The sequence below is a fragment of the Desulfomicrobium escambiense DSM 10707 genome (assembly GCF_000428825.1).
In the GTDB taxonomy this organism is placed as follows: Bacteria; Desulfobacterota; Desulfovibrionia; order Desulfovibrionales; family Desulfomicrobiaceae; genus Desulfomicrobium; species Desulfomicrobium escambiense.
The window spans coordinates 43,932-66,424 of sequence record NZ_AUAR01000004.1 but is presented as its reverse complement, the minus strand read 5'-3'; the positions used below and the strand labels follow the sequence as shown (position 1 = coordinate 66,424).

The 22,493-nt window shown below is 65.9% G+C and carries 24 protein-coding genes; 18 read left to right on the top strand and 6 right to left on the bottom strand.

Annotated features, from left to right (window positions below; genetic code table 11):
• The first annotated feature begins 12 nt into the window (after nucleotides 1-12).
• The 8 genes from G394_RS17990 to G394_RS17975 are packed head-to-tail and all read left to right on the top strand — an operon-like array spanning nucleotide 13 to nucleotide 6,319.
• Entirely contained in the window at nucleotides 13-1,248 is a 1,236-nt protein-coding gene (locus G394_RS17990) for a sigma 54-interacting transcriptional regulator (protein ID WP_051306951.1), read from the top strand.
• A gap of 2 nt (nucleotides 1,249-1,250) precedes the next feature.
• Nucleotides 1,251-1,604: a NifB/NifX family molybdenum-iron cluster-binding protein gene (locus G394_RS0104785; protein ID WP_028576685.1), complete on the top strand. Its 354-nt coding sequence runs from the start codon at nucleotides 1,251-1,253 to the stop codon at nucleotides 1,602-1,604.
• Complete coding sequence (locus tag G394_RS0104780) at nucleotides 1,601-3,316, top strand: sensor histidine kinase (protein ID WP_028576684.1); 1,716 nt, start codon at nucleotides 1,601-1,603, stop codon at nucleotides 3,314-3,316. Before G394_RS0104785 ends, G394_RS0104780 begins: the two co-directional genes overlap by 4 nt.
• A 4-nt stretch (nucleotides 3,317-3,320) precedes the next feature.
• A complete protein-coding gene (locus tag G394_RS0104775; protein ID WP_156902440.1) occupies nucleotides 3,321-3,713 on the top strand; it encodes a response regulator in 393 nt (130 codons plus the stop codon).
• Nucleotides 3,706-4,338 (top strand): hypothetical protein, encoded by a 633-nt coding sequence (locus tag G394_RS20035; protein ID WP_028576682.1) that lies wholly within the window; start codon nucleotides 3,706-3,708, stop codon nucleotides 4,336-4,338. Before G394_RS0104775 ends, G394_RS20035 begins: the two co-directional genes overlap by 8 nt.
• 5 nt (nucleotides 4,339-4,343) lie before the next feature.
• On the top strand, nucleotides 4,344-4,724 hold the full coding sequence (locus G394_RS0104765) for a response regulator (RefSeq protein WP_028576681.1): 381 nt from the start codon (nucleotides 4,344-4,346) through the stop codon (nucleotides 4,722-4,724).
• A 6-nt stretch (nucleotides 4,725-4,730) separates the two neighbouring features.
• Nucleotides 4,731-5,903, top strand: a complete 1,173-nt coding sequence (locus tag G394_RS17980; RefSeq protein WP_051306950.1) for a sensor histidine kinase — start codon at nucleotides 4,731-4,733, stop codon at nucleotides 5,901-5,903.
• The gene (locus G394_RS17975) at nucleotides 5,900-6,319 is read left to right on the top strand and encodes a response regulator (protein ID WP_051306949.1); all 420 of its coding nucleotides are present in this window, start codon (nucleotides 5,900-5,902) and stop codon (nucleotides 6,317-6,319) included. The genes G394_RS17980 and G394_RS17975 overlap by 4 nt, the downstream gene beginning before the upstream one ends.
• Before the next feature lie 118 nt (nucleotides 6,320-6,437).
• Here G394_RS17975 and G394_RS20030 read toward each other — a convergent pair whose 3' ends face one another.
• The 6 genes from G394_RS20030 to G394_RS21090 all read right to left on the bottom strand — a co-directional run bounded on the left by G394_RS20030 (nucleotide 6,438) and on the right by G394_RS21090 (nucleotide 10,401).
• Nucleotides 6,438-6,797 carry a hypothetical protein gene (locus G394_RS20030; protein ID WP_051306948.1) on the bottom strand — a complete coding sequence of 120 codons (360 nt, stop codon included), beginning with the start codon at nucleotides 6,795-6,797 and terminating at the stop codon, nucleotides 6,438-6,440.
• Between the two features lie 74 nt (nucleotides 6,798-6,871).
• Nucleotides 6,872-7,249 (bottom strand): NifB/NifX family molybdenum-iron cluster-binding protein, encoded by a 378-nt coding sequence (locus tag G394_RS0104745; protein ID WP_028576680.1) that lies wholly within the window; start codon nucleotides 7,247-7,249, stop codon nucleotides 6,872-6,874.
• Nucleotides 7,250-7,277: 28 nt separating this feature from the next.
• Nucleotides 7,278-8,150: an ATP-binding protein gene (locus tag G394_RS0104740; protein ID WP_028576679.1), complete on the bottom strand. Its 873-nt coding sequence runs from the start codon at nucleotides 8,148-8,150 to the stop codon at nucleotides 7,278-7,280.
• On the bottom strand, nucleotides 8,143-9,012 hold the full coding sequence (locus G394_RS0104735) for a 4Fe-4S binding protein (RefSeq protein WP_028576678.1): 870 nt from the start codon (nucleotides 9,010-9,012) through the stop codon (nucleotides 8,143-8,145). The genes G394_RS0104740 and G394_RS0104735 overlap by 8 nt, the downstream gene beginning before the upstream one ends.
• 9 nt (nucleotides 9,013-9,021) lie before the next feature.
• On the bottom strand, nucleotides 9,022-9,714 hold the full coding sequence (locus tag G394_RS17965; protein WP_043774770.1) for a DUF134 domain-containing protein: 693 nt from the start codon (nucleotides 9,712-9,714) through the stop codon (nucleotides 9,022-9,024).
• Nucleotides 9,715-9,861: 147 nt separating this feature from the next.
• Nucleotides 9,862-10,401 (bottom strand): DUF134 domain-containing protein, encoded by a 540-nt coding sequence (locus G394_RS21090; protein ID WP_156902438.1) that lies wholly within the window; start codon nucleotides 10,399-10,401, stop codon nucleotides 9,862-9,864.
• A gap of 389 nt (nucleotides 10,402-10,790) precedes the next feature.
• Between G394_RS21090 and G394_RS0104720 the strand changes: the two genes are divergently transcribed.
• The 10 genes from G394_RS0104720 (at nucleotide 10,791) to G394_RS0104675 (ending at nucleotide 22,485) form a co-directional block, all read left to right on the top strand.
• On the top strand, nucleotides 10,791-11,444 hold the full coding sequence (locus G394_RS0104720) for a CBS domain-containing protein (protein ID WP_028576676.1): 654 nt from the start codon (nucleotides 10,791-10,793) through the stop codon (nucleotides 11,442-11,444).
• Entirely contained in the window at nucleotides 11,431-12,225 is a 795-nt protein-coding gene (locus tag G394_RS0104715) for an ABC transporter ATP-binding protein (protein WP_028576675.1), read from the top strand. Before G394_RS0104720 ends, G394_RS0104715 begins: the two co-directional genes overlap by 14 nt.
• Nucleotides 12,226-14,121, top strand: coding sequence for an AMP-binding protein (locus G394_RS0104710; protein ID WP_028576674.1), 1,896 nt, complete (start codon nucleotides 12,226-12,228; stop codon nucleotides 14,119-14,121). It abuts the gene before it with no gap.
• A 10-nt stretch (nucleotides 14,122-14,131) separates the two neighbouring features.
• On the top strand, nucleotides 14,132-15,019 hold the full coding sequence (locus tag G394_RS0104705; RefSeq protein WP_028576673.1) for a branched-chain amino acid ABC transporter permease: 888 nt from the start codon (nucleotides 14,132-14,134) through the stop codon (nucleotides 15,017-15,019).
• Nucleotides 15,016-16,065, top strand: a complete 1,050-nt coding sequence (locus G394_RS0104700) for a branched-chain amino acid ABC transporter permease (protein WP_028576672.1) — start codon at nucleotides 15,016-15,018, stop codon at nucleotides 16,063-16,065. The genes G394_RS0104705 and G394_RS0104700 overlap by 4 nt, the downstream gene beginning before the upstream one ends.
• 51 nt (nucleotides 16,066-16,116) lie before the next feature.
• Complete coding sequence (locus G394_RS0104695; RefSeq protein WP_028576671.1) at nucleotides 16,117-17,274, top strand: ABC transporter substrate-binding protein; 1,158 nt, start codon at nucleotides 16,117-16,119, stop codon at nucleotides 17,272-17,274.
• Nucleotides 17,275-17,349: 75 nt separating this feature from the next.
• Nucleotides 17,350-18,147, top strand: coding sequence for an ABC transporter ATP-binding protein (locus tag G394_RS0104690; protein ID WP_156902436.1), 798 nt, complete (start codon nucleotides 17,350-17,352; stop codon nucleotides 18,145-18,147).
• A gap of 58 nt (nucleotides 18,148-18,205) precedes the next feature.
• Nucleotides 18,206-19,462 (top strand): phenylacetate--CoA ligase family protein, encoded by a 1,257-nt coding sequence (locus G394_RS0104685; RefSeq protein ID WP_028576669.1) that lies wholly within the window; start codon nucleotides 18,206-18,208, stop codon nucleotides 19,460-19,462.
• Nucleotides 19,463-19,471: 9 nt separating this feature from the next.
• Complete coding sequence (locus G394_RS0104680; RefSeq protein WP_028576668.1) at nucleotides 19,472-20,884, top strand: sigma-54-dependent transcriptional regulator; 1,413 nt, start codon at nucleotides 19,472-19,474, stop codon at nucleotides 20,882-20,884.
• Nucleotides 20,881-22,485: a PAS domain-containing sensor histidine kinase gene (locus tag G394_RS0104675; RefSeq protein ID WP_028576667.1), complete on the top strand. Its 1,605-nt coding sequence runs from the start codon at nucleotides 20,881-20,883 to the stop codon at nucleotides 22,483-22,485. The genes G394_RS0104680 and G394_RS0104675 overlap by 4 nt, the downstream gene beginning before the upstream one ends.
• Nucleotides 22,486-22,493 lie beyond the last annotated feature (8 nt).

Below are 22,493 nucleotides of genomic sequence, written 5' to 3'. Positions count from 1 at the left end.
GCGGTATCTGAAGTGCTGAAACGCATCGAAGATCTGGTCCGCGGCGAGTGTCCGGACCTGCCATCACTCCTCGACGGGCTGCCCATGGGCGTGGCTCTGCTGGATGGCGACGGGCGGGTCCTCATGCTCAACAAGGCCCTGGAGGCGCTGACCGGCTACAGCCGGGAGGAAGTGCGCGGCCTACCGTGCAGGCATGTCCTGCGCAGCCGCGCCTGCATCCAGGGCTGCCCCCACGGGCGGGAGGAAGCTGCGGACAAGGGTATCGAGACGGACTGCATCAACCGGCACCACCGCAAGATCCCCGTGCGCATCACGCCCGTCCGCGTCCGGGACGGCGAGAACAGGCCGGTCTGCATTCTCGACATCGTCGAGGACCTGACCGCCCTGCGCGAAATCGAATCCCGCCTGTCCCAGGCCACGGGCCAGGGCCAGTTCATCGGCCGCAGCCAGGCCATGCAGAAGATCCTGAACCTCGTGCCGGTCATCGCGCAGCATGACTCCCCGGTGCTCATCACTGGGGACACCGGCACGGGCAAGGATCTCCTGGCCGAATCCGTGCACAAGGCCTCGCCCAGATCGCGCGAACCCTTCATCCGCTTCAGCTGCGGCCCGATGCCTTCGGAACTGCTGGACGCCGAACTCTTCGGGCGGGTCCAGGCGGACGATGGGGAACTCAGGCCCGGCCGCTTTCAGCAGGCCCACGGCGGCACGCTCTACCTGTCCGAGATCTCGGACCTGCCCCTGCCGCACCAGAGCAGGCTGGTGCAGTTCCTGGACGAAGGGACCGTGTTGCCCGTGGGGGCGACCAAACCCATGCGGATCAACGCGCGGCTCATGGTCTCCACGGCGGAATCGCCGGAAAGGCTCGTGCAGGAGGGGCGTTTGCGCGAGGACCTCTTCCACCGCATCTCGACCATCCGCCTGCACCTGCCGCGGCTCAAGGACCGCGGCGAGGACCTGGGCTTCCTGCTGCACCACTTCATGTCGCAGTACGCCGCCCGCTTCAAGAAGCAGATCACCGGCATCAGCCCCCGTGCCCTGCGCATCGTCAGCGAACACGACTTCCCGGGCAACGTCCGCGAACTGAGAAACATCATGGAATTTGCGGCCATGGTCTGCTCCGGCGACACGATCCGCACCGGCCATCTCCCCGGCCATCTGGTGGTGGATTCCGCCGGCGCCGGCCCGGCCTCCCGTCCAGCCGAAAAGGCCCGCAAGGCCCCGCGCAAGGGCGCGGAGGGGAACTAGCCATGGAACGAAGAGCACTCATCGCCATCGCCAGGGACGAAGTCGCCCCGCGCTTTGACCTGACCAAGGAAGCCCTGCTATTGTCCATTTCGGAGAGTGGGGAAATCGTCCAGAGGAAGTCCTTCCTGCTGGCCGACGCCTCCGGGGACGAACTGTGCGACCTGGCCCTGTCCAGGGATGTCGGAACCATCGTCTGCGGAGGGATCGAGGACGAATACTTCCACTATCTGCGCTGGAAACGCATCGAAGTAATCGACTCGGTCATGGGTCCCCTGGAGCGCGTCATTCCACGTCTGGCCGCAGGCGAGCTCAAGGCCGGGGACATCCTTTTCGACCGGGCCGGGGAGTCCGCATGAAGAACATCCTGTCCGCCCCCATCAGCAACATCGAGGCCGACATCGGCACGGAGATCAATTCGCCCAAGCGGTACCATCTCCTGCGGCGCAAGATCGTCTCGCTCATGGCGCTGGTCACCCTCATTCCCCTGCTGTCCCTGGCCGGGCTCAACTACTACGAGCACCAGAACACCATGGCGGCCGAAATCCAGGCTCCCCTGCGGGCCCTGGTGGGCAAGGCCAAGCATTCCTTCGAGCTGTTCCTGGCCGAGCGCACCTCGGCCGTGAGCTTCATCGCCTCGGCCTACTCCTTCGACGAACTCTCCGACGACGCAAATCTGCAGCGCATCTTCCAGGTCATGCGCCGGGAGTTCACCGGGTTCGTAGACCTCGGGCTCATCGACGTCGCCGGCAACCAGGTCAGCTACGCCGGCCCGTACGACCTCAAGGGACGCAACTACACCGAACAGGCCTGGTTCCACCAGGTCCAGTTCAAGGGCACCTACGTCAGCGACGTGTTCCTGGGCTTCCGCAAGTTCCCCCACGTGGTCATCGCCGTGCGGCACACCACGGAGAGCGGCCGGTCCTGGATCCTCCGGGCCACCCTCGACACCATGCACTTCGACCGCATCATCTCGGCCATGGGTCTGGAGCCCGGCAGCGACGCGTTCCTGGTCAACCGAAACGGCATCCTCCAGACGGAATCCCGCCGCTACGGGAAGGTGCTCGACATCCTGCCCTTCGAAATGCCCTCCACCAGCGGCGAATCCAACGTGCAGTCCTTCCGGGACCAGAAGGGGCAGAACAATTTCATCGCCTCGGCCTTCATCGCCAACACGGATTTCGCCCTGGTCGCCGTGAAGCCCAAGCCCACGGCCTTCAGCACATGGTACACGGTGCGCCTGGACCTGCTCTTCATCTTCGTCTCGAGCGTCATCCTCATTTTCCTGGCCGTCTACAGGGTGACGAGCCTGCTGATCTCGCGGCTGCAGGAAAGCGACGAACAGCGCATGGGCGCCATCCACCAGATGGAGCACTCGCAGAAGCTGTCCTCCATCGGGCGCCTGGCGGCCGGCGTGGCCCACGAGATCAACAACCCCCTGGCCATCATCAACGAGAAGGCCGGGCTCATGCGCGACATCATGAACCTGCGCCCGGACTTCCCGGACAAGGACAAGTTCGGCCGCCAGATCGAAGCCATCCTGCGCTCCGTGGAGCGCTGCAGGGGCATCACCCACCGCATGCTCAGCTTCGCCAAGCGCATGGACGTCAAGATCGAGGTCCTGGACGTGAACGCGGTCCTGGTGGAGACGCTGGGATTCCTGGAGCGCGAGGCCCAGTACCGCAACGTCGAGCTCAGGCGCGAACTGGCCCACAACCTCCCGCAGATCCCTACGGACCACGGCCAGATCCAGCAGGTCTTCCTGAACATCCTGAACAACGCCCTGGCAGCGGTGCCCGACGGAGGGCAGATCGTCGTCAGGTCGTGGGACGAGAGCGAGGGCTTCATCGGGGTTTCGGTCCAGGACAACGGCTGCGGCATGTCCGAAGAGACCGCCAAGAACATGTTCGAACCGTTCTTCACCACCAAGAAGGAAAAAGGCACGGGGCTGGGCATGTCCATCACCTACGGCATCGTCAAGCGCCTGGGCGGCGAGATCCAGGTCAAGACCAAACTCAACGAGGGGACGACCATGACCATCCTGCTGCCCAAACGCTCTGTGGAAGGGTAACGATATGGATATAAACGAATGGAACATCCTGCTGGTCGATGACGAGGTCGAATTCGTCACCACCCTGGCCGAACGGCTCGACCTCCGGGGCATCGCGGCCCGCGTGGCCCACGACGGGGAATCGGCGCTGAAGGCCGTGGCCGACGCCGAGCCCCACGTCATGGTTCTCGACGTCATGATGCCAGGCATGAAGGGCATCGAGGTCCTGCAGCGCGTCAGGGAGCAGCACCCGGCCGTGCAGGTCGTCATGCTGACGGGCCAGGGCAAGACCCGCGACGGCATCGAGGGCATGCGCCACGGCGCCTTCGCCTACCTGACCAAGCCCCTCGACATCGAGGAGCTCATCCGCACCCTCTCGGAAGCGGTCGCCGCCGGCCAAGGAACGCACCATGCCTGAAGTCGCCCGCGAAACACGGTTCATGGGGACGGTCACGGCCATGAGCATGCACGAGATGCAGAACATCCTGGCCATCATCCGCGAGTCGGCAGGCCTTCTGGGCGACATCATGAAGGTCAACGCCAGGGTGGACTTCAAGCACAAGCCCACCCTGGAACGGACCCTCGGGCACATCTCGTCCCAGGTCGACCGCGGCAAGGGGCTTCTGGAAGCCACCAGCCGACTGGCCCACTCCGCTGACGCGGACATGCTCGAAGCCTGCGATCTGGGCGTGCACGCTCGGACCCTGGCCCTGCTCTCCGAGCGCATGGTGCGCCTCAAGGGCGCGTCCGTCGAGTTCACCCCGGCTACCAGGGTCCTGCCCGTGGCCGTCGGCGCCATCTGGGTCCTCATGGCCGGCTTCAGGGCCGTGCAGTGGGCCGTCGGGAACGGCGCCAAGGACTGCGTGATCCGCCTCTGGATTGACGAGGGGCCGGATTTCCACGTGCTGAACGTCGCGCCGCCCAGCGGGACCACCCCTGACCTGTCCGGCCTGAGTGACCTGAACGCGCTGCTCGAACAGGGCCGGATGGAGTGGGACGGCGCGCGGCTCAAAATCTTCTTTCCCGTTTCACGTCAGGATTGAACGCCATGGACGCCCTGAACATTCTGCTCATCGACGACGAAGAGGCCTTCGTGACCACGCTCCAGGAACGCCTGGAAATGCGGGGCTTTGCGGCCAGGGTCGCCCTGGACGGCCAGAGCGGTCTGGACCTCATCGCCCAGGATCCACCCGACGTGGTCGTGCTGGACCTGCGCATGCCGGGCATGAGCGGCCTGGAGACCCTGCGGCGCATCCGTGGCGCATGGCCGGGACTGCCCGTGATCATGCTCAGCGGACACGGCTCGGACCAGGATTTCGAGGCCTGCCTGAATCTCGGCGCGGCCCGCTATCACAAAAAACCCCTGGACATCGAGGATCTGCTCGAAAGCATCCGCACGGTGACCCAGGGACACGCGCCCGGCAGGTAGGTTCGCATGGTCCATGTACTGGTGGTCGACGACGAACGCGATTTCGCGGATCTGCTGTCCGAAAGGCTGCGTGCCAGGGGCATGGACGTGCACACGGCCTACGGCGGAGAGCAGGCCCTTGAGATGGCGCGCGCGCTGCACCCCGAAGTCGTGGTCCTCGACATCACCATGCCGGGCATGAGCGGCCTGGAGACCCTCGGCGCCCTCAAGGCCGAAAGGCCGGGCCCGGAAGTCATCCTGCTCACGGCCGACTCGACCCTGAACACGGCCGTGGCCGGCATGAAGGGAGGAGCCAGGGACTACCTGACCAAGCCCGCCGACATCGACACGCTGGTCGCGGCCATCGGCGATGCGGAGGGGCGGCACATGGAGGCCCTCTCCAGGCAGCGCATGACCGAAACGGCCAAGCTGGCCGCGATGGGCGAACTGGCCACAGGGGTGGCCCACGAGATCAACAACCCCCTGCAGGTCATGATCAACGAGGCGGGCTGGATCGAGGAGATCCTGCGCGAACCGGACTTGACCGAGGCCAACCGTGCGGACCTCCGGTCATCCCTCGAACTGATCCGGCACCAGGCCGGGCGCTGCAAGGCCATCACCTCGAAACTGCTGACGCTGCGCTGCGCCCTTGACGCCAAGGGCGCAACCACGAAGCTGCCGCTCCTGGCCCGGAGGCTGCTGGCCGAGCGCCGCAAGCGGATCGAAGCCCTGGGGGTGGAGATCGTCCAGGAATGGACCCCGGCCCTGAGCGCCGTGGACATACCGGAGTCGGAATGGGGCCAGGTCCTGGCTAACGTCATCGACAACGCCCTGGACGCCATGGAGAACACGAACGCCGCGGACGCCCCGGGCGCTGCCGCACCCGTCCTGACCCTGCGGGGCGTTTGCGCCGACGCCCGGATGGAGGTCACGGTCCGGGACACGGGCTGCGGCATCGAGGAGCATCTGCTGACGCGAATTTTCGAACCCTTTTTCTCCACCAAGGAGGTGGGCAAGGGAATTGGATTGGGGCTGGCAATCTGCCATGGCATCATCGAGGCCATGGGAGGGGGCATCAACGTGCACAGTTCCCCTGGGCACGGGTCGACCTTCACCATACGGGTGCCCATGGCCGTGCATGCGCACAACGAAAACAACGGGCCGGGAAGTCCGGCATCTGCCAAGGAGGAGAAAATATGAACAAGATGAAGCTGCTGATCGTGGACGACGAGAAGGATCTGTGCCGGATCCTCGCCGACCGTCTGAATATCCTGTACGGCATTTCCCCGGACGTGGCCCACACCGGCGACGAAGCCCTGGAAATGGTCCGCAAGGGTAATTACGACGTCGTGGTCCTGGACATCGAGATGCCCGGCATCGACGGCATCGAGACCCTGAAGCGTATCAAGGAGATCAACGCCAAGATCCAGGTCGTGCTCTTCACCGGCCACGGCAGCGAGGAGACCCGCCGCATGGGCGAAGTCCTGGGAGCCTTCAGCTACGTCGACAAGATCGACGGCCTGCCCAAGCTGGCCCCCATGATCGAAGGCGCCTTCCGTCTGCGCAAGGTCCTCGAGGACACCTACGCCGACGCGGCCATGAACGAGTACAACTGATCCCGGACAGCGGTCCGAAAACAGCCAAGCGCCTGCCGGGACGTTTCCGGGCAGGCGCTTTTTCGTCCCGGCTCCGGGCAGAGCCGTGGAATGCGACTGAAAGCTTTCGCTTGAGGGCTCAGCCCAGGCCGAGAATCCTCTTCAACCTGGCCAGGACCTTCTCGCCGTCCTCGCGCCCCGGCAGGGCCGGCACGGCGTTCAGCACGCCCAGGCCCTCGCTGTCCTCGTGGAAGGTCTCGCCATCCATGTCCGTGACGACCACCGTGTTCAGCATGGCGTTGACGCGCAGCAGTTCCGTCAGAAACGCCTTGTAGTCCAAACCCGGTGTCATGGCGTCGGCGACGACGAGTTTCCAGGGGGCCTTGGCTGCCCGGCCCAGCACATCGGCCCGGCTCTCGGCCCACTCCACTTCCCCGCCCAGCCCCTGCGCAAAATCGCGCAACGCGTCCTTGCGGCCGGTGACAATGACCACCTGCATGTTCCCTCCTGGTGTAGGTACGTGAAAAGGCCGGGCCTCCCCGTGCACGGAGGCGGCCCGGCCAGGGAGGATGACTAGTGCCCGCCGCCGCAGGTGTATTCCTGGGTGAAGCGGACCAAAGCGCCCTTGAGCAAGGCGTCGACGGCCGTGCCGACATTGGGTGCGCCGGCGCCGTAGAAGACGTCGATGCCCACCTGGTTGAAGCCCATGAGCGGGCGCATGCCCATGCCGCCGGCGATGAGCAGGTTCACGCCGTTGCTGGCCAGGTGCTGGACCGGAGCCATGCAGCCGCCCTGCTCGTGAGGCACGTTGGGCAGGATGCCGACCTGGGCCACGTTGCCGTTCTCCACATCGACGATGGTGTAAACGTCGCAGTGCCCGAAATGGGCGCCGACTTCCGCTTCAAGCCCGCCGGGCGCTGCCGAGGGGACCGCAATTCTGAACTTTTCCATGATACTTCTTTCTCCTTGTACGAAACGCTTACGAGTGCAAAAGATCCGTGATTTTGAGCCACGCCTCCCGGATGTTCCGGGCGATCTCGCTGTCGGGCCCCTCGGTCACGGCCTGGCGACGCACCATGGCCTCGGTGACCGCCGTGTCGTGGGGCAGACGAGCCAACAGGCTGTATCCCTTTTCCGAGCACAATGCATCAATCCTACCCGCATGCTCGGGATTGAGGTCGTGTTTGTTGATGATGACGGCGACCTTGGTGCGGAAATGGTCGCACAGCCCGGCCACACGCTCCAGGTCGTGCACGCCGGATGGGGTGGGCTCCGTGACCACCACGGCCAGGTCCGTCTGGGACAGGGAGGCGATGACCGGGCAGCCGATGCCCGGAGCGCCGTCGCAGAGGATGAGGTCCAGGCCGCGCTCTTCGGCCAGAACGCGCGCCTCCTTTTTCAGGCGCGAAACCAGAAGGCCGGAGTTCTCCTGTCCGGGAAAGAGCTGGGCGTGGACCATGGGCCCGAAGCGGGTGTCGCTCAGGAAGCGCTGTCCGCAGTGCCTGTCGGGGAAATCGATGGCCTGCTCGGGACAGAAGGCCACGCAGACCTTGCAGCCCTCGCAACGCAGGGGCGCGATGCGGTAGACGTCCCCATCGGGGTCGATGGCGTCGTACCGGCACATGGAAGCGCACAGGCCGCAACCCACGCACTTTTCCGGGTCGATGACCGCTTCGTGCCCCGAGATGAAGGCCTCTTCCCGGACCACCGCCGGGTCGAGGAGCAGATGCAGGTCGGGCGCGTCCACATCCAGGTCGCAGATGACCTTGCTTTCGGCCAGGTGGGCGAAGGCCGCAGTGATGGAGGTCTTGCCCGTGCCGCCCTTGCCGCTGATGACGACTATCTCACGCATGATCGGCCTCCTTGCCCATGGCCATCAGTTTCGCGGCCAGGCCGGAGAACAGCTGGCCAAGGCCCTGGTCCATCTCGGCCAGCACCAGCCCTTTGGAATAGTGCTCGGCGATGTCGCGGCGATAGGGAATCTCGGCCACGATGGGCAGGTTGCGCGCCGCACAGAATCCGTAGACGCGGTCGTCGCCCAGCCCGGCGCGGTTGATGACCACGGCCATGGGCTTGCCGTAGGGCGCGAAAGCCTCGCAGGCGAGCTTGAAATCATGGAAGCCGAAGGGCGTGGGCTCGGTCACGAGCACGATGACGTCGCTGTCGGCCACGGCGCTCATGGCCGGGCAGCTCACGCCGGGAGGGGCGTCGACGAGCACGTCCAGCCCCTTGGCACGGGCCTCGGCGCGCATGTGCGAGCGCACGACGCGCATGAGTGGCGGGCTCATGGCCTCTCCCACGCGCAGCCGTCCGGTCGTGCAGGGAATCCGCCCGCGCGAGACGCCGAACTCCATGACGCCGAGCTCGCGCGTGGCCACGCCGATGGCCCCTTCGGGGCAGATGGCCATGCACCCGCCGCAGCCGTGGCACATCTCGGGGAAGGTCATGATGGCCTTGCCCATGACGGCGATGGCCTTGAACTGGCACAGCTCGGCGCACTTGCGGCAGAACGTGCACTTGGACTCGTCCACGTCGGGGACCTCGAGGGTCACGACCTCCGACCCCGTGGCCTCGGGCTTCAGAAACAGGTGCAGGTTGGGCTCTTCCACATCCAGATCCACGGCCATGAGAGGATTGGGCCAGGTCACGGCCAACGAGGCCGTAACCGTTGTCTTGCCCGTGCCGCCCTTGCCGCTGGCAACCGATACGATCATGATGTCACCCTATCTGTTTGGGGAATCGGTGTATTCGACCTTGCCCGACTTGAACGCCTCCACGGCCTCGGCCACGGTCATGCCGCCCATGTTGTGTCCGATCTTCACCCCGCCGGCCTTGAGGGCCGAAAAGGCCTTGGGGCCGACGCTGCCCGTCAGCAGCACCGAGGCGCCGGCGTTGATGATGTTCTCGGCGGCCTGGATTCCGGCCCCGTGGGACATGGACTGGGAACTGCCGTTATCGACGTAGGTCGAGGCCATGGTCTCGACGTCCACGACCACGAATCCCCCGGCCCGGCCGAAACGAGGGTCCACGCGGTCCGTCATCTTCGGGCCTTCACTGGTGATGGCGATCTTGGTCATACAAAGCTCCTTGCTGCGGGCCGCAAGACGGTCCGGATACTGGTGCATACACGGCGTCTGGGCATCATGGGCGATGTGCAGAGCCAGTCCGTCCACGAGAGCCCGGGCCACGGCCCGGCGGGCATCGCCCAGAATGCGCCCGAACGTGTGCCTGGAGACATGCATCCTGGCGGCGCCCTCCTCCATGGTCAGGCCTTGGTAGTCGGCCAGACGAAGGGACTCGAAACCGTCCATGGTCATGTAGACCTCGGCCAGCTCCGTCAGGGGAATCCCCTGGGGTTTGAAAAAACACGCTTTGGGGCATCCTTCGATGCGGCGACATTTCCTGGGTCGTGGCACGGCTCCTCCATTTTGCTCAAACGAGCGATTATTCCTCCGTCTTGGCCGTGTCAACACCCCCGGCCGAAGAATCCTGGGCAGGGCCGTCGGTCAGGCACGAACCGTCGCGCCGCGCGCGGCCCAGTCCGCCTCCGGTCTGACCGGCCCCTACGCCTCCCGCCCCGGCACCCGGCCGCTGTCCGCGGCAACCGCCGCCCCGTCCTGCGCCGCCCTGTCCTGCACCGCCCTGACCGCGTCCGCAACCGCCCTGGCCGCGACCTCCGCCGCCCTGGCCACGTCCTGCTCCACCTTGTCCTCTCTGTCCCGGCATGATCGTCCTCCTTGAGCCCGGCCGCCGCCGCAGACCTGCGACCGCGCGCACTGCGGCTCCGAAATGTCCTGTTCCTTTCCATTGGTCACGGCGTGCTCCACGTCGACCTCGATGCGGATGGCCCAGCCGCGCGACAGCGCCCTGGCCACCTGCCCCCGGGCCTCGCCCAGGATGCGGCACAGCGTGGGGCGGGAAACCTGCATGCGGGCGGCCGCCTCCTCCTGGCTCAGGCCTTCCCCGTCCACCAGGCGCAAGGCCTCGAAACCGTCCAGGCCGAGCACCACGCCGTACAGCTGCGACATGGGAATCCCCACGGGCTTGAACACCGTGACTTCGGGCACGTCGGCCACGAACCTGCACTTTCTCCTGCGTCCCACCGAACCCCCTCAATTTGAAATTATGTTCAAAATAATCCTGCCGAACAGACCTGTCAACACCATCGGAAATTTTTGTGTTGCAAGAAAAATTGCTTGAGCAACTTTATTTGCCATACGCCGCCTCACCTGCGGCGGCCTGCCGCGCCGGAAGAAGTTTCATCGCTGACAACTTATATTGCATGACAACTGCACAATCCTGCGCATGACGCGGTCGCGTCAATTTCGTCCGGGCGCAGACACGGCGGGACGAGATAAGTAACACATCAAAATACCATATTAATTTTAGGCGTACAAACTTTCCCCTCCGTCACCACCATGTCTCGAACCATTCTGGCACGAACCTTTCTAAATGCCGAACGGAACCACCACCCCGAGAAAAAGGAGCGACCATGTTTGTCGGGCTCAAGATGCTCAACAATTTCATCAGCATGCCCCCCGACGCCCTGGCCGAGGACGCCCAGCGGGTCATGGACGAGCAGCAACTCTGGATGCTGTTCGTGGTCAGGGACGGGAAGCTTGCCGGGTACGTGCGCCCCGAGGACATCAACGCGGCCATGCCCTCCCTCATGACCGGGCTGGACAAGCACGAAATCAACTACCTGCTGTCCAAGCTGACCGTGGGCCGCATCATGCGCAAGGACATGGTCACCGTCACGCCCGAGACCGAGATCGAGGCCGCGGCCATGCTCATGCACGCCAAGAACCTGGCCGGACTGGCCGTGGTCAACGCCGACGGCGACCTCATCGGCTACATCAACCGCACCATCATGCTGGAGGTGCTGGCCGAGGAGATGGGGTACGGCCAGGGCGGCTCGCGCATCGTCTTCGAGGTCGTGGACCGGCCCGGCGTGCTGAAGGAGGTGGCGGGCATCATCGACTCCCTCGGCTACTCCATCATCTCCACCGGCACCTTCACCCACGCCGACCGCCGCATGGTCGTCATCCGCGTGGACACGCCCAACCCCTCGTCCATCGCGGCGGCGCTGCAGAAGGCCGGGTACGACGTGGTCGGCCCCGAGGATTTCAAGCATGAATGGCAGTAGCCCCCTGCTCGAAGTGCGGGAGGTCAGCCTGACCTTCAAGAACGTGGCCGCCCTGTCTCGGGTCACCTGCCGCGTGGACAAGGGCAGCATCACCTCCCTCATCGGGCCCAACGGCGCGGGCAAGACGAGCATGCTCAACTGCATCTCGGGCCGCTACACCCCGACCAAGGGCGCCATCAGCATGGACGGCCGCGAACTGACCGGCGTGCCGGCCCACAAACGCACGGGTTTCGGCCTGGCCCGCACCTTCCAGAACATCGCCCTGTTCCGCGGCCTGTCGGTCCTGGACAACCTCATGGTCGGCCGCCACTCGCGCCTCGGTTACGGCATCCTGGCCTCCATCCTCTACCTGGGCAGGGCCCGCCGCGAGGAGGACCGCCACCGGCAGCGCGTGGAGGAGATCATCGATTTCCTGAACCTCTCCCCCTACCGCCACACCGTCGCCGGGCACCTGCCCTACGGCGTGCAGAAGAAGGTCGAGCTGGGCCGCGCCCTGGCCGCCGAGCCGCAGCTCCTGCTCCTGGACGAGCCCATGGCCGGCATGAACCTGGAGGAGACCGAGGACATGGCCCGCTCCATCCTCGACATCAACGAGGAGTGGGGCGTGACCGTCTTTCTGGTCGAGCACGACATGGGAGTGGTCATGGACATCTCGGACCACGTCATCGTCCTCGACTTCGGCCGCGTCCTGGCCAGCGGCACACCCCAGGCCGTCCAGACCAACCCCAAGGTCGTCAGCGCCTACCTCGGCGACGAAGACGGCCTCTACAAGGGAAGATAGATGAGCGCGCCGTACGAAACCACCCTCCCCAAACTCCTCCTGGACAACAGCCGCAACCGCCCCGGCCGCACGGCCCTGCGCGAGAAGAGCTACGGCATCTGGCAGCCCTTTTCCTACAGGCAGTACCTGGACATCACGGCCGAGTTCGCAGCGGGCCTGAAGGCCCTGGGCCTGGGCCGCGGCGACGTCGTCGTCATCATCGGCGACAACCGCCCCGAGTGGCTGTGGGCCCAGCTGGCCATCCAGGGCATGGGCGGCGTGTCTCTGGGCCTCTACCAGGACTCGCCCGGCGAGGAGATCGGCTACGTCTTCGAACTGTCAAAGGCGCGCCTGGTCGTGGCCGAGGACCAGGAGCAGGTCGACAAGATCCTGTCCATCCGGGGCGCCCTGCCGCTCCTTGAACACATCGTCTACCACGACCCCAAGGGCCTCGTGGGCTACGGCGCGCCGGGCCTCAAGAGCTTCGACGACGTGCGCGCCCTGGGCCGCGAGCGGGCGGCCGAGTTCGAAAGCTGGATCGAAACCGTCTCGCCCGACGACACGGCCCTCATCGCCACCACATCGGGCTCCACGGGCCGGCCCAAGCTGGCCATGCTCTCGCACCGGAACCTCCTGTCCATGGCCTGGAACCTGGGCCTGTCGGATCCCAAGCGCGAGACGGACGAGTTCGTGTCCTTCCTGCCCCTGGCCTGGATGGGCGAGCAGATGATGGCCGTGTCCTCGGCCCTGCTGTTCGGCTTCTGCGTCAACTTCCCCGAGGAGCCCGACACCGTGCAGGAGAACATCCGCGAGATCGGGCCGCACCTCATCTTCTCGCCGCCGCGCGTGTGGGAAAACATGGCCGCCAAGGTGCGGGTGCGCATCATGGAGACCACGCGCTTCAAGCGCTTCCTCTTCAATCTGTGCATGCCCGTGGGCCTGAAATACGCCGGGACCGTGCTGCGCGGCGAGATGCCGTCCATGGGCCTGCGGCTGGCAAACAGGCTGGCCGACTGGGGCCTGTTTCGCGCCCTGCGCGACCGCCTGGGCTTCACGCGCGTGCGCTCGGCCTCCACGGGCGGCGCCCCCCTGGGCCCCGACACCTTCACCTTCTTCCACGCACTCGGCGTCAACCTGAAGCAGATCTACGGCCAGACCGAGATCGCCGGCATCTCCTGCATCCACCGCGACGGTGCCGTCAGCTTCGACACCGTGGGCGAGCCCATCGCCGGGACCGAGATCCGCATCTCGGACGAGGGCGAGATCCTGTCCAGAAGCCCCGCCGTGTTCCAGGGCTACCTGGGCAACGACGCGGCCACGGCCGAGACGGTCACCGACGATTGGCTGCATTCGGGCGACGCTGGGTATTTCAAGGACAACGGCCAACTGGTCATCATCGACCGCCTGTCCGACGTCATGACCACGGCCGCGGGCGTGCGCTTCTCGCCGCAGTTCATCGAGAACAAGATCAAGTTCTCGACCTACGTGCAGGAGGCCGTGGTCATGGGCCACGGACGGGACTTCATCGCGGCCGTCGTCTGCCTGGACGGCGACATCGCCGGCCGCTGGGCCGAGGCCAAAGGCCTGACCTACACCACCTACCAGGACCTGGCCTCCAGGCCCGAGCTCTACGACCTCATCGAGGCCGAAATCCGGGGCATCAACCAGGCCCTGCAGCCCGGCACCGAGGTGCGCCGCTTCGCCCTGCTCTTCAAGGAACTCGACGCCGACGACGGCGAACTGACCCGCACCCGCAAGATACGGCGCAAGGTCATCGGCGAGCGCTACGCCGAACTCATCGCGGCGCTGTACGACGGCACGGACGCCACGGACCTGTGCATCGCCATCACCTACCAGGACGGCTCCCGCCGCGAGATGACGGGCAGCATCTGCATCCGCGACGTCGGACGCGCGTGAGGACCGGACAATGGAATACTATCTTCAGCTCATCATCAACGGCCTCGTGGTCGGATCCATCTACAGCCTGGTGGCCCTGGGATTTGTCATCATCTTCAAGGCCACCAAGGTCGTGAACTTCGCCCAGGGCGAACTGGTCATGGTCGGGGCCTACGTCTGCTTCGCCCTGACGGTGCAGTTCCAGCTGCCCTTCTTCGCCTCCTTCCTGCTGACCCTGGCCTTCTCCATCGTCCTGGCCACGGCCGTGGAGCGCCTGATCCTTAGGCCGCTCATCGGCGAGCCCATCATCTCGGTCATCATGGTCACCATCGGCCTGTCGTCCATGCTCAAGTCCTTCGTGCAGATGGTCTGGGGCACGCAGATCCAGGTCTTCCCGGCCATCCTGCCCCAGGAACCCTACATGCTCCTGGGCCTGCCCATCGCGCCGGTCTACGTCGCGGCCTTCGGGCTCTCAGCGCTGCTCTTCGGGGTCTTCAGCCTGTTCTTCAAGTTCTCGTCCTTAGGGATAGCCATGCGCGCAACGGCCTTCGACCAGCAGGCGGCCCAGTCCATGGGCATCGGCATCAAGTCCATCTTCGCCCTGTCCTGGTGCATCGCGGCCGTGGTTTCGAGCATCGGCGGCATCATCCTCGGCAACATCAACGGCATCAACGCCCAGCTCGGGCACCTGGGCCTCAAGGTCTTCCCGGCCGTGATCCTGGGCGGCCTGGACAGCCTGCTGGGCGCGGCCCTGGGCGGCCTCATCATCGGGGTGCTCGAGAACATCTGCGAAGGCGCGGCCAAGGACCTCCTGGGCCTGGGCGGCTTCAAGGAGGTGGCCTCCTTCCTGATCCTGGTCGTCATCCTCATGGTCAAGCCCTACGGACTCTTCGGAACCAAGGAGATCGAACGCGTATGAGCATGCACAAGTGCGGCCTCTTCTACACGACCTACGCCGCCGAGGACGGCCTGTTCCGCTCGCGGTTCCAGAAGCTCTGCCTGGGCCTCTTCCTCGCGGCCTTGCTGGCGGTCCCCCAGCTGGTGGACTCCTACGCCGTGTCCATCCTGAACCTCATCCTCATCGCCGTCATCGGCGCCGTGTCCCTGAACCTGCTGACGGGCATGTGCGGCCAGATGTCCCTGGGCCACGGGGCCTTCGTCGGCGTGGGCGCCTACGGCGCGGCCATCCTGTCCAACGCGGGCGCGCCCTTCGTCGCCGCGCTCCTGGGCGGCGGGGCCATATCGGCCATGGTCGGCATGGTCTTCGGCATCCCGTCCCTGCGCCTCAAGGGCATCTACCTGGCCATCTCGACCCTGGCCGCCCAACTCATCCTCGAATACGTCTTTCTGCACGCGTCCTCCCTGACCGGCGGCGCCAACGGCCTGCCCGTGGACCCGCCGCAGATCCTGGGCTTCGCCTTCGACACCGACGGCCGCATCTTCTACCTCATCCTGGCCGTGACGGTCCTGTGCGTCCTGGCCGTGACCAACGTCAGCCGCACCCGCCACGGCCGCGCCTTCGTGGCCATCCGCGACTACCACCAGTCGGCCGAGAACGTCGGAGTGAACCTCTTCGCCTACAAGCTGCAGGCCTTTGGCCTCAGCTCCTTCCTGGCCGGCGTCGCGGGCGGGCTTTGGTCGCACTACACCATGTATATCACCCCCGAGCAGTTCTCCATGGGGCTGTCCATCAGCTACCTGGCCATGATCATCATCGGCGGCATGGGTTCCGTCATCGGCTCCATCTTCGGGGCCGTGTTCATCACCCTGCTGCCGGAAATGCTGAACCTGCTCATCTCGTCCCTGGGGGGCATCGCCCCGGACCTGAGCGCCGTCATCGTGCCCATGAAGGAAGGGGTCTTCGGGCTGATGCTGGTGCTCTTCCTCATCTTCGAACCCGAAGGCCTGGCCCGCAAGTGGCGGCTGACCAAGGCCTACTGGAAGCTGTACCCCTTTGCATACTGACGCGCCGGCAATGAACGCCGGGGAAACCTTTTGCCGCATCCGGAGTAACCCATGAAAAAGCTTCTCCTCCTGACCGTCCTGGCCCTCGCGGCCACCGTCGGCTCCGCCTCGGCCGCCTACAAGGTCGGCCTGCTGTCCGATCTGACCGGAGCCACATCCAGCGTGGGCACACCCTACGCCGAGGGCATCAAGGCCTACGTGGCCTGGCTGAACGAGAACGGTGGCATCGGCGGCGAGCCGGTGGAGCTCATCCAGGTCGACTACGCCTACAACGTGCAGCAGGCCCTGGCCGCCTACAAGCGCTTCACCTCCGAGGGCATCGTGGCCATGCAGGGCTGGGGCACGGGCGACACCGAGGCATTGGTCAAGTTCGTGGCCAAGGACAGGATCCCGGTCTTCTCTGCCTCCTACTCGGCTCACCTCATGGACCCGGCCAAGGCGCCCTACAACTTCACCGCCGCCGCGGACTACTCGACCATGGGCCGCGCGGGCCTGAACTACCTGCGCGAGACCTGGAAGGAGTCGCGCGCGCCGAAACTGGCCTTCATGTTCCCCGACAACCCCTACGGCAGCGCCCCCATCCCGGCCATGGAGGAATACGCCAAGGAGCTGGGCTTCGAGATCGTCGGCAAGGAGAACGTGGACCTCAAGGCCATCGACGCCACCCCGCAACTCCTGAGCCTGAAGAAGGCCGAGCCCGACTTCGTCTGGACCGGCGGCACCACGCCGTCCACAGCCGTCATCATGAAGGACGCCCAGAAGCTCGGCATGACCTGCACCTTCTTCAGCAACATCTGGAGCAGCGACGAGAACATCTTCAAGCTGGCCGGCGACGCGGCGAACGGGCACTTCGGCCTGCAGGGCGCGGCCATCTACGGCCAGCCCTCGGCCGGCATGGACCTGATCCGCACGATCACCAAGGACCAGCCGCAGATGACCCACTACGTGCGCGGCTTCGTCTCGGCCATGGTCATGTGCGAAGGCATGAAGATGGCCAAGGCCAAAGGGGAGGTCACGGGCGAGAGCATCAAGGCGGCCCTTGAGACCATGAGAGACTTCGACCCCATGGGCCTGGCCCCGGTCGTCAGCTACTTCGCCGACGACCACCGGCCCAACCTGTCCGTCAATATCTGCACCTTCAAGGACGGCAAGCTCGAGTTCGTGCAGACCACGGTCCTCGAACGCAAGAAGGAATGGCTCGGACTCTAATGGAAACCAGGGCGGGGGCGCCCGGCGTCCCCGCCCGTGCGAAACGAATTGTCTAACTCGGAACTGAAGGCATCCATGAACATCCTCCAAGTCATGAACCTGGAAGTGGTCTACAACGACGTGGTCCTGGTCCTTAAGGGTCTGTCCCTGGACGTGGCCGCCGGCAGCATCACCACCCTCCTGGGCGCCAACGGAGCGGGCAAGTCCACGACGCTCAAAGCCGTCTCGGGGTTGCTGGCCGGGGAAAACGGCAAGGTCACGTCCGGGTCTGTCCTCTACGACGGCGTGGACACGGTGCGCCTGAGCCCCGAGAAACTGGTCCGGGCTGGCGTCTTCCAGGTCATGGAGGGCCGGCGCATCTTCGAGGACCTGACGGTGGAGGAGAACCTGCGCTGCGGGGCCTACACCCAGCCCGCGCGCCTTTTTGCGCACAACGCCGAAAAAGTGTATTCGTACTTCCCAAGGCTGCGGGAACGCCGCCACCAGCTGGCCGGCTACATGTCCGGCGGCGAGCAGCAGATGCTGGCCATCGGGCGGGCGGTCATGGCCTGTCCCAAGCTCCTGCTCCTGGACGAGCCGTCCCTGGGCCTGGCGCCCCTGCTGGTGGAGGAGATCTTCGACATCGTGCGCCGGATCAACAAGACCGAGGGCGTGAGCGTCCTGCTCGTGGAGCAGAACGCGCGCATGGCCTTGTCCCTGGCGGACTACGGCTACATCATGGAGAACGGGCGCATCGTCATGGACGGCAAAGGCGAGGACCTGCTGCGCAACCCCGACGTGCAGGAGTTCTACCTGGGCCTGGGGCACGGCGGCGAGAAGCGCAGCTACCATGACGTCAAGCACTACCGCCGCCGCAAGCGCTGGCTGGGCTGAAATTTTCCGGACCGACGGGCTCCCCTCCCTTCACGCACACCCACTCTTCGGAGCGTCCATGGACAGAACACAGGGCTTCTACCACGAACACGAGACGGACTCGGCGGCCGCCAGGGCCATACGGCAGTGGCAGGCGCTGCAGGCCGTGGTGGCCAGGGCGGCGTCCTTCGACGGCGAATTCCGCGAACGCCTGGGGACCGCGAGCATCGTACCCGATGAAATCCGCTCCCTGGAGGACTTCACCTCCATCCCGGTCCTGCGCAAGAAGGACCTCTCCCGCCTGCAGCGCGAGAAGGGGCTGTCATGGTTCCTGTCCTGCGCCCCCGGCGAGCTGTCGCGCATCTACCAGTCTCCGGGTCCCATCTACGACCCCGAGGGCCGCTCCCCCGACTACTGGGGCTGGACCCAGGCCTTCTACGCCGCGGGCTTCCGCGCCGGGGACCTGGCGCAGATGACCTTCAGCTACCACCTCACGCCCGCCGGCCTCATGCTGGAAGAGCCCCTGCGCGCCCTGGGCTGCGCCGTGATCCCGGCCGGACCCGGCAACACGGCCGTGCAGCTCCAGCTCATGGAGGAGCTGCCCGTGACGGGCTTCGTCGGCATGACGAGCTTCCTGAAGACGCTGGGCGAGAAGGCCGCGGAGAAGGGCCTGGACCCGAAGAGGGATTTCCGGCTCCGGGTGGCCATGGTCGCGGCCGAGCGCCTGCCCGAGAGCCTGCGCCGGGAGGTGCAGGACATGTTCGGCATGCTCGTCCGCCAGGGCTACGGCACGGCCGACGTTGGCTGCATTGCCTACGAGTGCATGGCCCTGGGCGGCATGCACCTGGCCGAGCGCTGCTTCGTGGAGATCTGCGACCCGGCCACGGGACTGCCCGTGCCGCCGGGCGAGATGGGCGAGGTCGTGGTCACCCCCTTAACCCTGGACTACCCCCTGGTGCGCCTGGCAACGGGCGACCTGTCGCGCCTGTCCGAGGCCCCCTGCGCCTGCGGCCGGACGGCCCCCAAGCTCCTGGGCATCCTCGGCCGCGTCGACGACACGGCCAAGGTGCGCGGCCAGTTCATCTACCCGTCCCAGGTGGCGCAGGCCATGCGCGGCTTCCCGCAGATCCTGCGGCATCAGGTCGTGGTCGGCAATGCGGGGGGCAAGGACAGCTTGGTCCTGCGCATCGAGACCAACGGCCCCGTGGATACCGCTGCCGTCGCCGCGGCCTTCCAGGAAACGGCCAAGCTCCGGCCCGCGGTGACTGTCCTGGGCCTGGGCGAAACGATCCCCGAAGGGTCCCCGGCCCTCGTGGACGAACGCACGTATGAGTAGGGCACGCACATGAGCAAATACCCAACCAACCCCGTGCTGCTCGTCGACGACGAGGAGACCTGGCTGCGGTCCTTTTCCCTGGCGCTGAAATCCCACGGCATCGACAACATCATCTGCTGCCAGGACAGCTCCGAGGTACCCTCCATCCTCGCCTCGACCGAAGTGGAGGTCATGGCCGTGGACCTGGCCATGCCCGGCATGTCCGGCGAGGAGCTCATCGTCGAGGTCGGCCGGACCAACCCGGACGTCCCGGTGCTGGTCATCACCGGCATGGGCCAGGTGGAGACGGCCGTGCAGTGCATCAAGCGCGGGGCCTTCGACTTCTTCGTCAAGACCAACGACAAGAGCAGCCTCGTCTCGGGCATCCGCCACGCCATCGAGATCCGCGAACTACGCCGCGAGAACAGCGGCCTGCGCACGCGCTTCCTGCAGGACACCCTGGAGCATCCCGAGGCCTTCGCGCCCATCGTGACCTGCTCCAAGGCCATGCGCTCGATCTTCCAGTACATCGAGGCCATCGCGCGCAGCACCCAGCCCGTGCTCATCACCGGCGAATCCGGCGTGGGCAAGGAACTGGTGGCCAAGGTCATCCACGACCTGAGCGGCCGCCAGGGCGAGTTCATCCCCGTCAACGTGGCTGGCCTCGACGACAACATCTTCGCCGACACCCTCTTCGGCCACAAGAAGGGCGCCTTCACGGGCGCAGACCGGGCCAGGCCGGGGCTGGTCGAGAACGCCAAGGCCGGCACCCTCTTCCTGGACGAGATCGGCGACCTGCCGCACGCCTCCCAGGTCAAGCTGCTGCGTCTGGTGCAGGAGCGCGAGTACCTGCCCATCGGCTCCGACGTGACGCGCAAGACCGACGCGCGCATCATCGCCGCCACCAACGTGGACCCGGCGGCGCTTGGCGAACCCGAACGCTTCCGCTCGGACCTCTACTACCGCCTGCGGGCCCACCACGTGCATCTGCCGCCCCTGCGCGAGCGGCGCGAGGACATCCCCCTGCTCGTGGACCACTTCCTGCGCCAGGCCTGCCAGCAGCGCCGCAAGCCCGTGGCTCCGCCCGAGCTCTTCCCATTGCTCATGGGATATCCCTTTCCAGGCAATGTACGTGAACTGCAGTTCCTGATCCTCGACGCCGCCAGCTGCACCACGGGCGAGACCCTGGACATCGGGCGCATCAGGGAGCACGTGGCCGCGCACCATGCCGACGCGCCCGCGGCCAGATCCGGCGAAGGGGCCGGCGTGCAGTTCGGGCCGGAACTCCCGACCTTGAAGCGCGTCTGCGCGGAACTGGTCATGGAGGCCATGCGCCGCACGGGCGGCAACCAGGCCATGGCCGCGGGCATGCTCGGCGTATCCCGCCAGGCCCTGAACAAACGCCTGAACAAGCTCCTCATGGCCAGCGAGGACGACGAGTGAACGGACGCGAGGACCTCCTGGCCAGGCTGCGCCACCTGGAGCGGGCCAACCGAACCCTGACCCGGGAACTGCACGACCTGCGCGCCCTCATCGACACGCCCCTCAACGTCATGCTCTTTTCCCTGGACCTGAACTACAACTACATCGCCTTCAACCAGGCCCACCGCGAATTCGTCAAACACAACTGGAATCTGGACATCCACCCGGGCATGCACGTCTTCGACATCCTCGACCCCGAGGAGCGCGCCGCGTCACGGCGCAACTTCGACCGCGTGCTGAAGGGCGAGTCCTACATCCTGCGCCGCAGATACCGCCGACCCAAAGGGGAGATCGGCTTCTACCAGAACACCTACGTGCCTCTGGTGCGCGGCGGGGAGATTCTGGGGGCCGTGGTCTTCGCCCATGACATCACGGAATGGAGCGAACGGGAGGAGGAAGGCAGGAAATACCGGGCCATCTTCGAGAAGGCCCTGGAGGGCATCTACCGCTCCACGGCCCAGGGCCGCTTCCTGGAGGCCAACCGGGAGATGGCGCGCATCCTGGGTTACGACTCGCCCGAAGACCTCATGGCCTCGGTCACCAACATCGGCCGCCAGCTCTACTGCGATCCCGACGACCGGGAGCGGGTCTTCTCGGTCATCCGCAACGACGGTGTGATCAAGGATTTCGAGACGCGCATGCGCCGCAAGGACGGCAGCGAGATCTGGGTGGAGTTCAACGCCAGAAGCGAAAAGGACGACCAGGGCCGCACGGCCTTCATCGAGGGCAAGCTCACGGACATCACGGCCCGCAAGGACGCCGAGCGCAAGGCGGAACTGCGGAGCCAGAAGATGATCCAGGCCGACAAGATGGCGTCGCTGGGCGTGCTGGTGGCTGGCGTGGCCCACGAGATCAACAACCCCAACAGCTTCCTGACCCTCAACCTGCCGCTGCTGCGCGACGTGTGGGCCGACGCCCTGCACGTCCTGGACGAATACCAGGAGGAGCACGGGGACTTCGTCCTCGGCGGGCTCGAATACTCGGAGCTCAGGCAGCAGATGCCGCTGCTGTTGCAGGGCATGGTCGACGGCTCCGAGCGTATCAAGGACATCGTCTCGCGCCTCAAGGACTACTCGCGCCAGCGTCCCGAGGGCGAGCGGGAATCAACGGACCTCAACAACGTGGTGGCCGGGGCCCTGGCCTTCGTGCGCCACAAGCTCAAGAGCGCGGCCCCCGGCTACCTGGTGCGGCTGGCCCCGGAACCGGCCCTGGTGGAGGCCGATCCCCAGCGCCTGATCCAGGTCCTCATCAACCTCCTGGTCAACGCCTGCGAGGCCGTGCCCGCCGCGGGCGGGGAGATCACGGTGCAGGTCCTGTCAAATCTCGGCGAAAACCGGGCCTGGGCCGGGGTGGAGGTACGCGACAACGGCTGCGGCATCGACCCCCTGGACCTCAAGTACATCCAGGACCCCTTCTTCACCACCAAGCGCGAACAGGGCGGCACGGGCCTGGGCCTGTCCATCTCCTCGGCCATCATGCACGAGCACGGCGGACGGCTGGAGTTCTCGTCGCAACCCGGCTCAGGCACGACCGTGCGCATGCTCCTGCCCATGACACGGTAGGGCTTGAG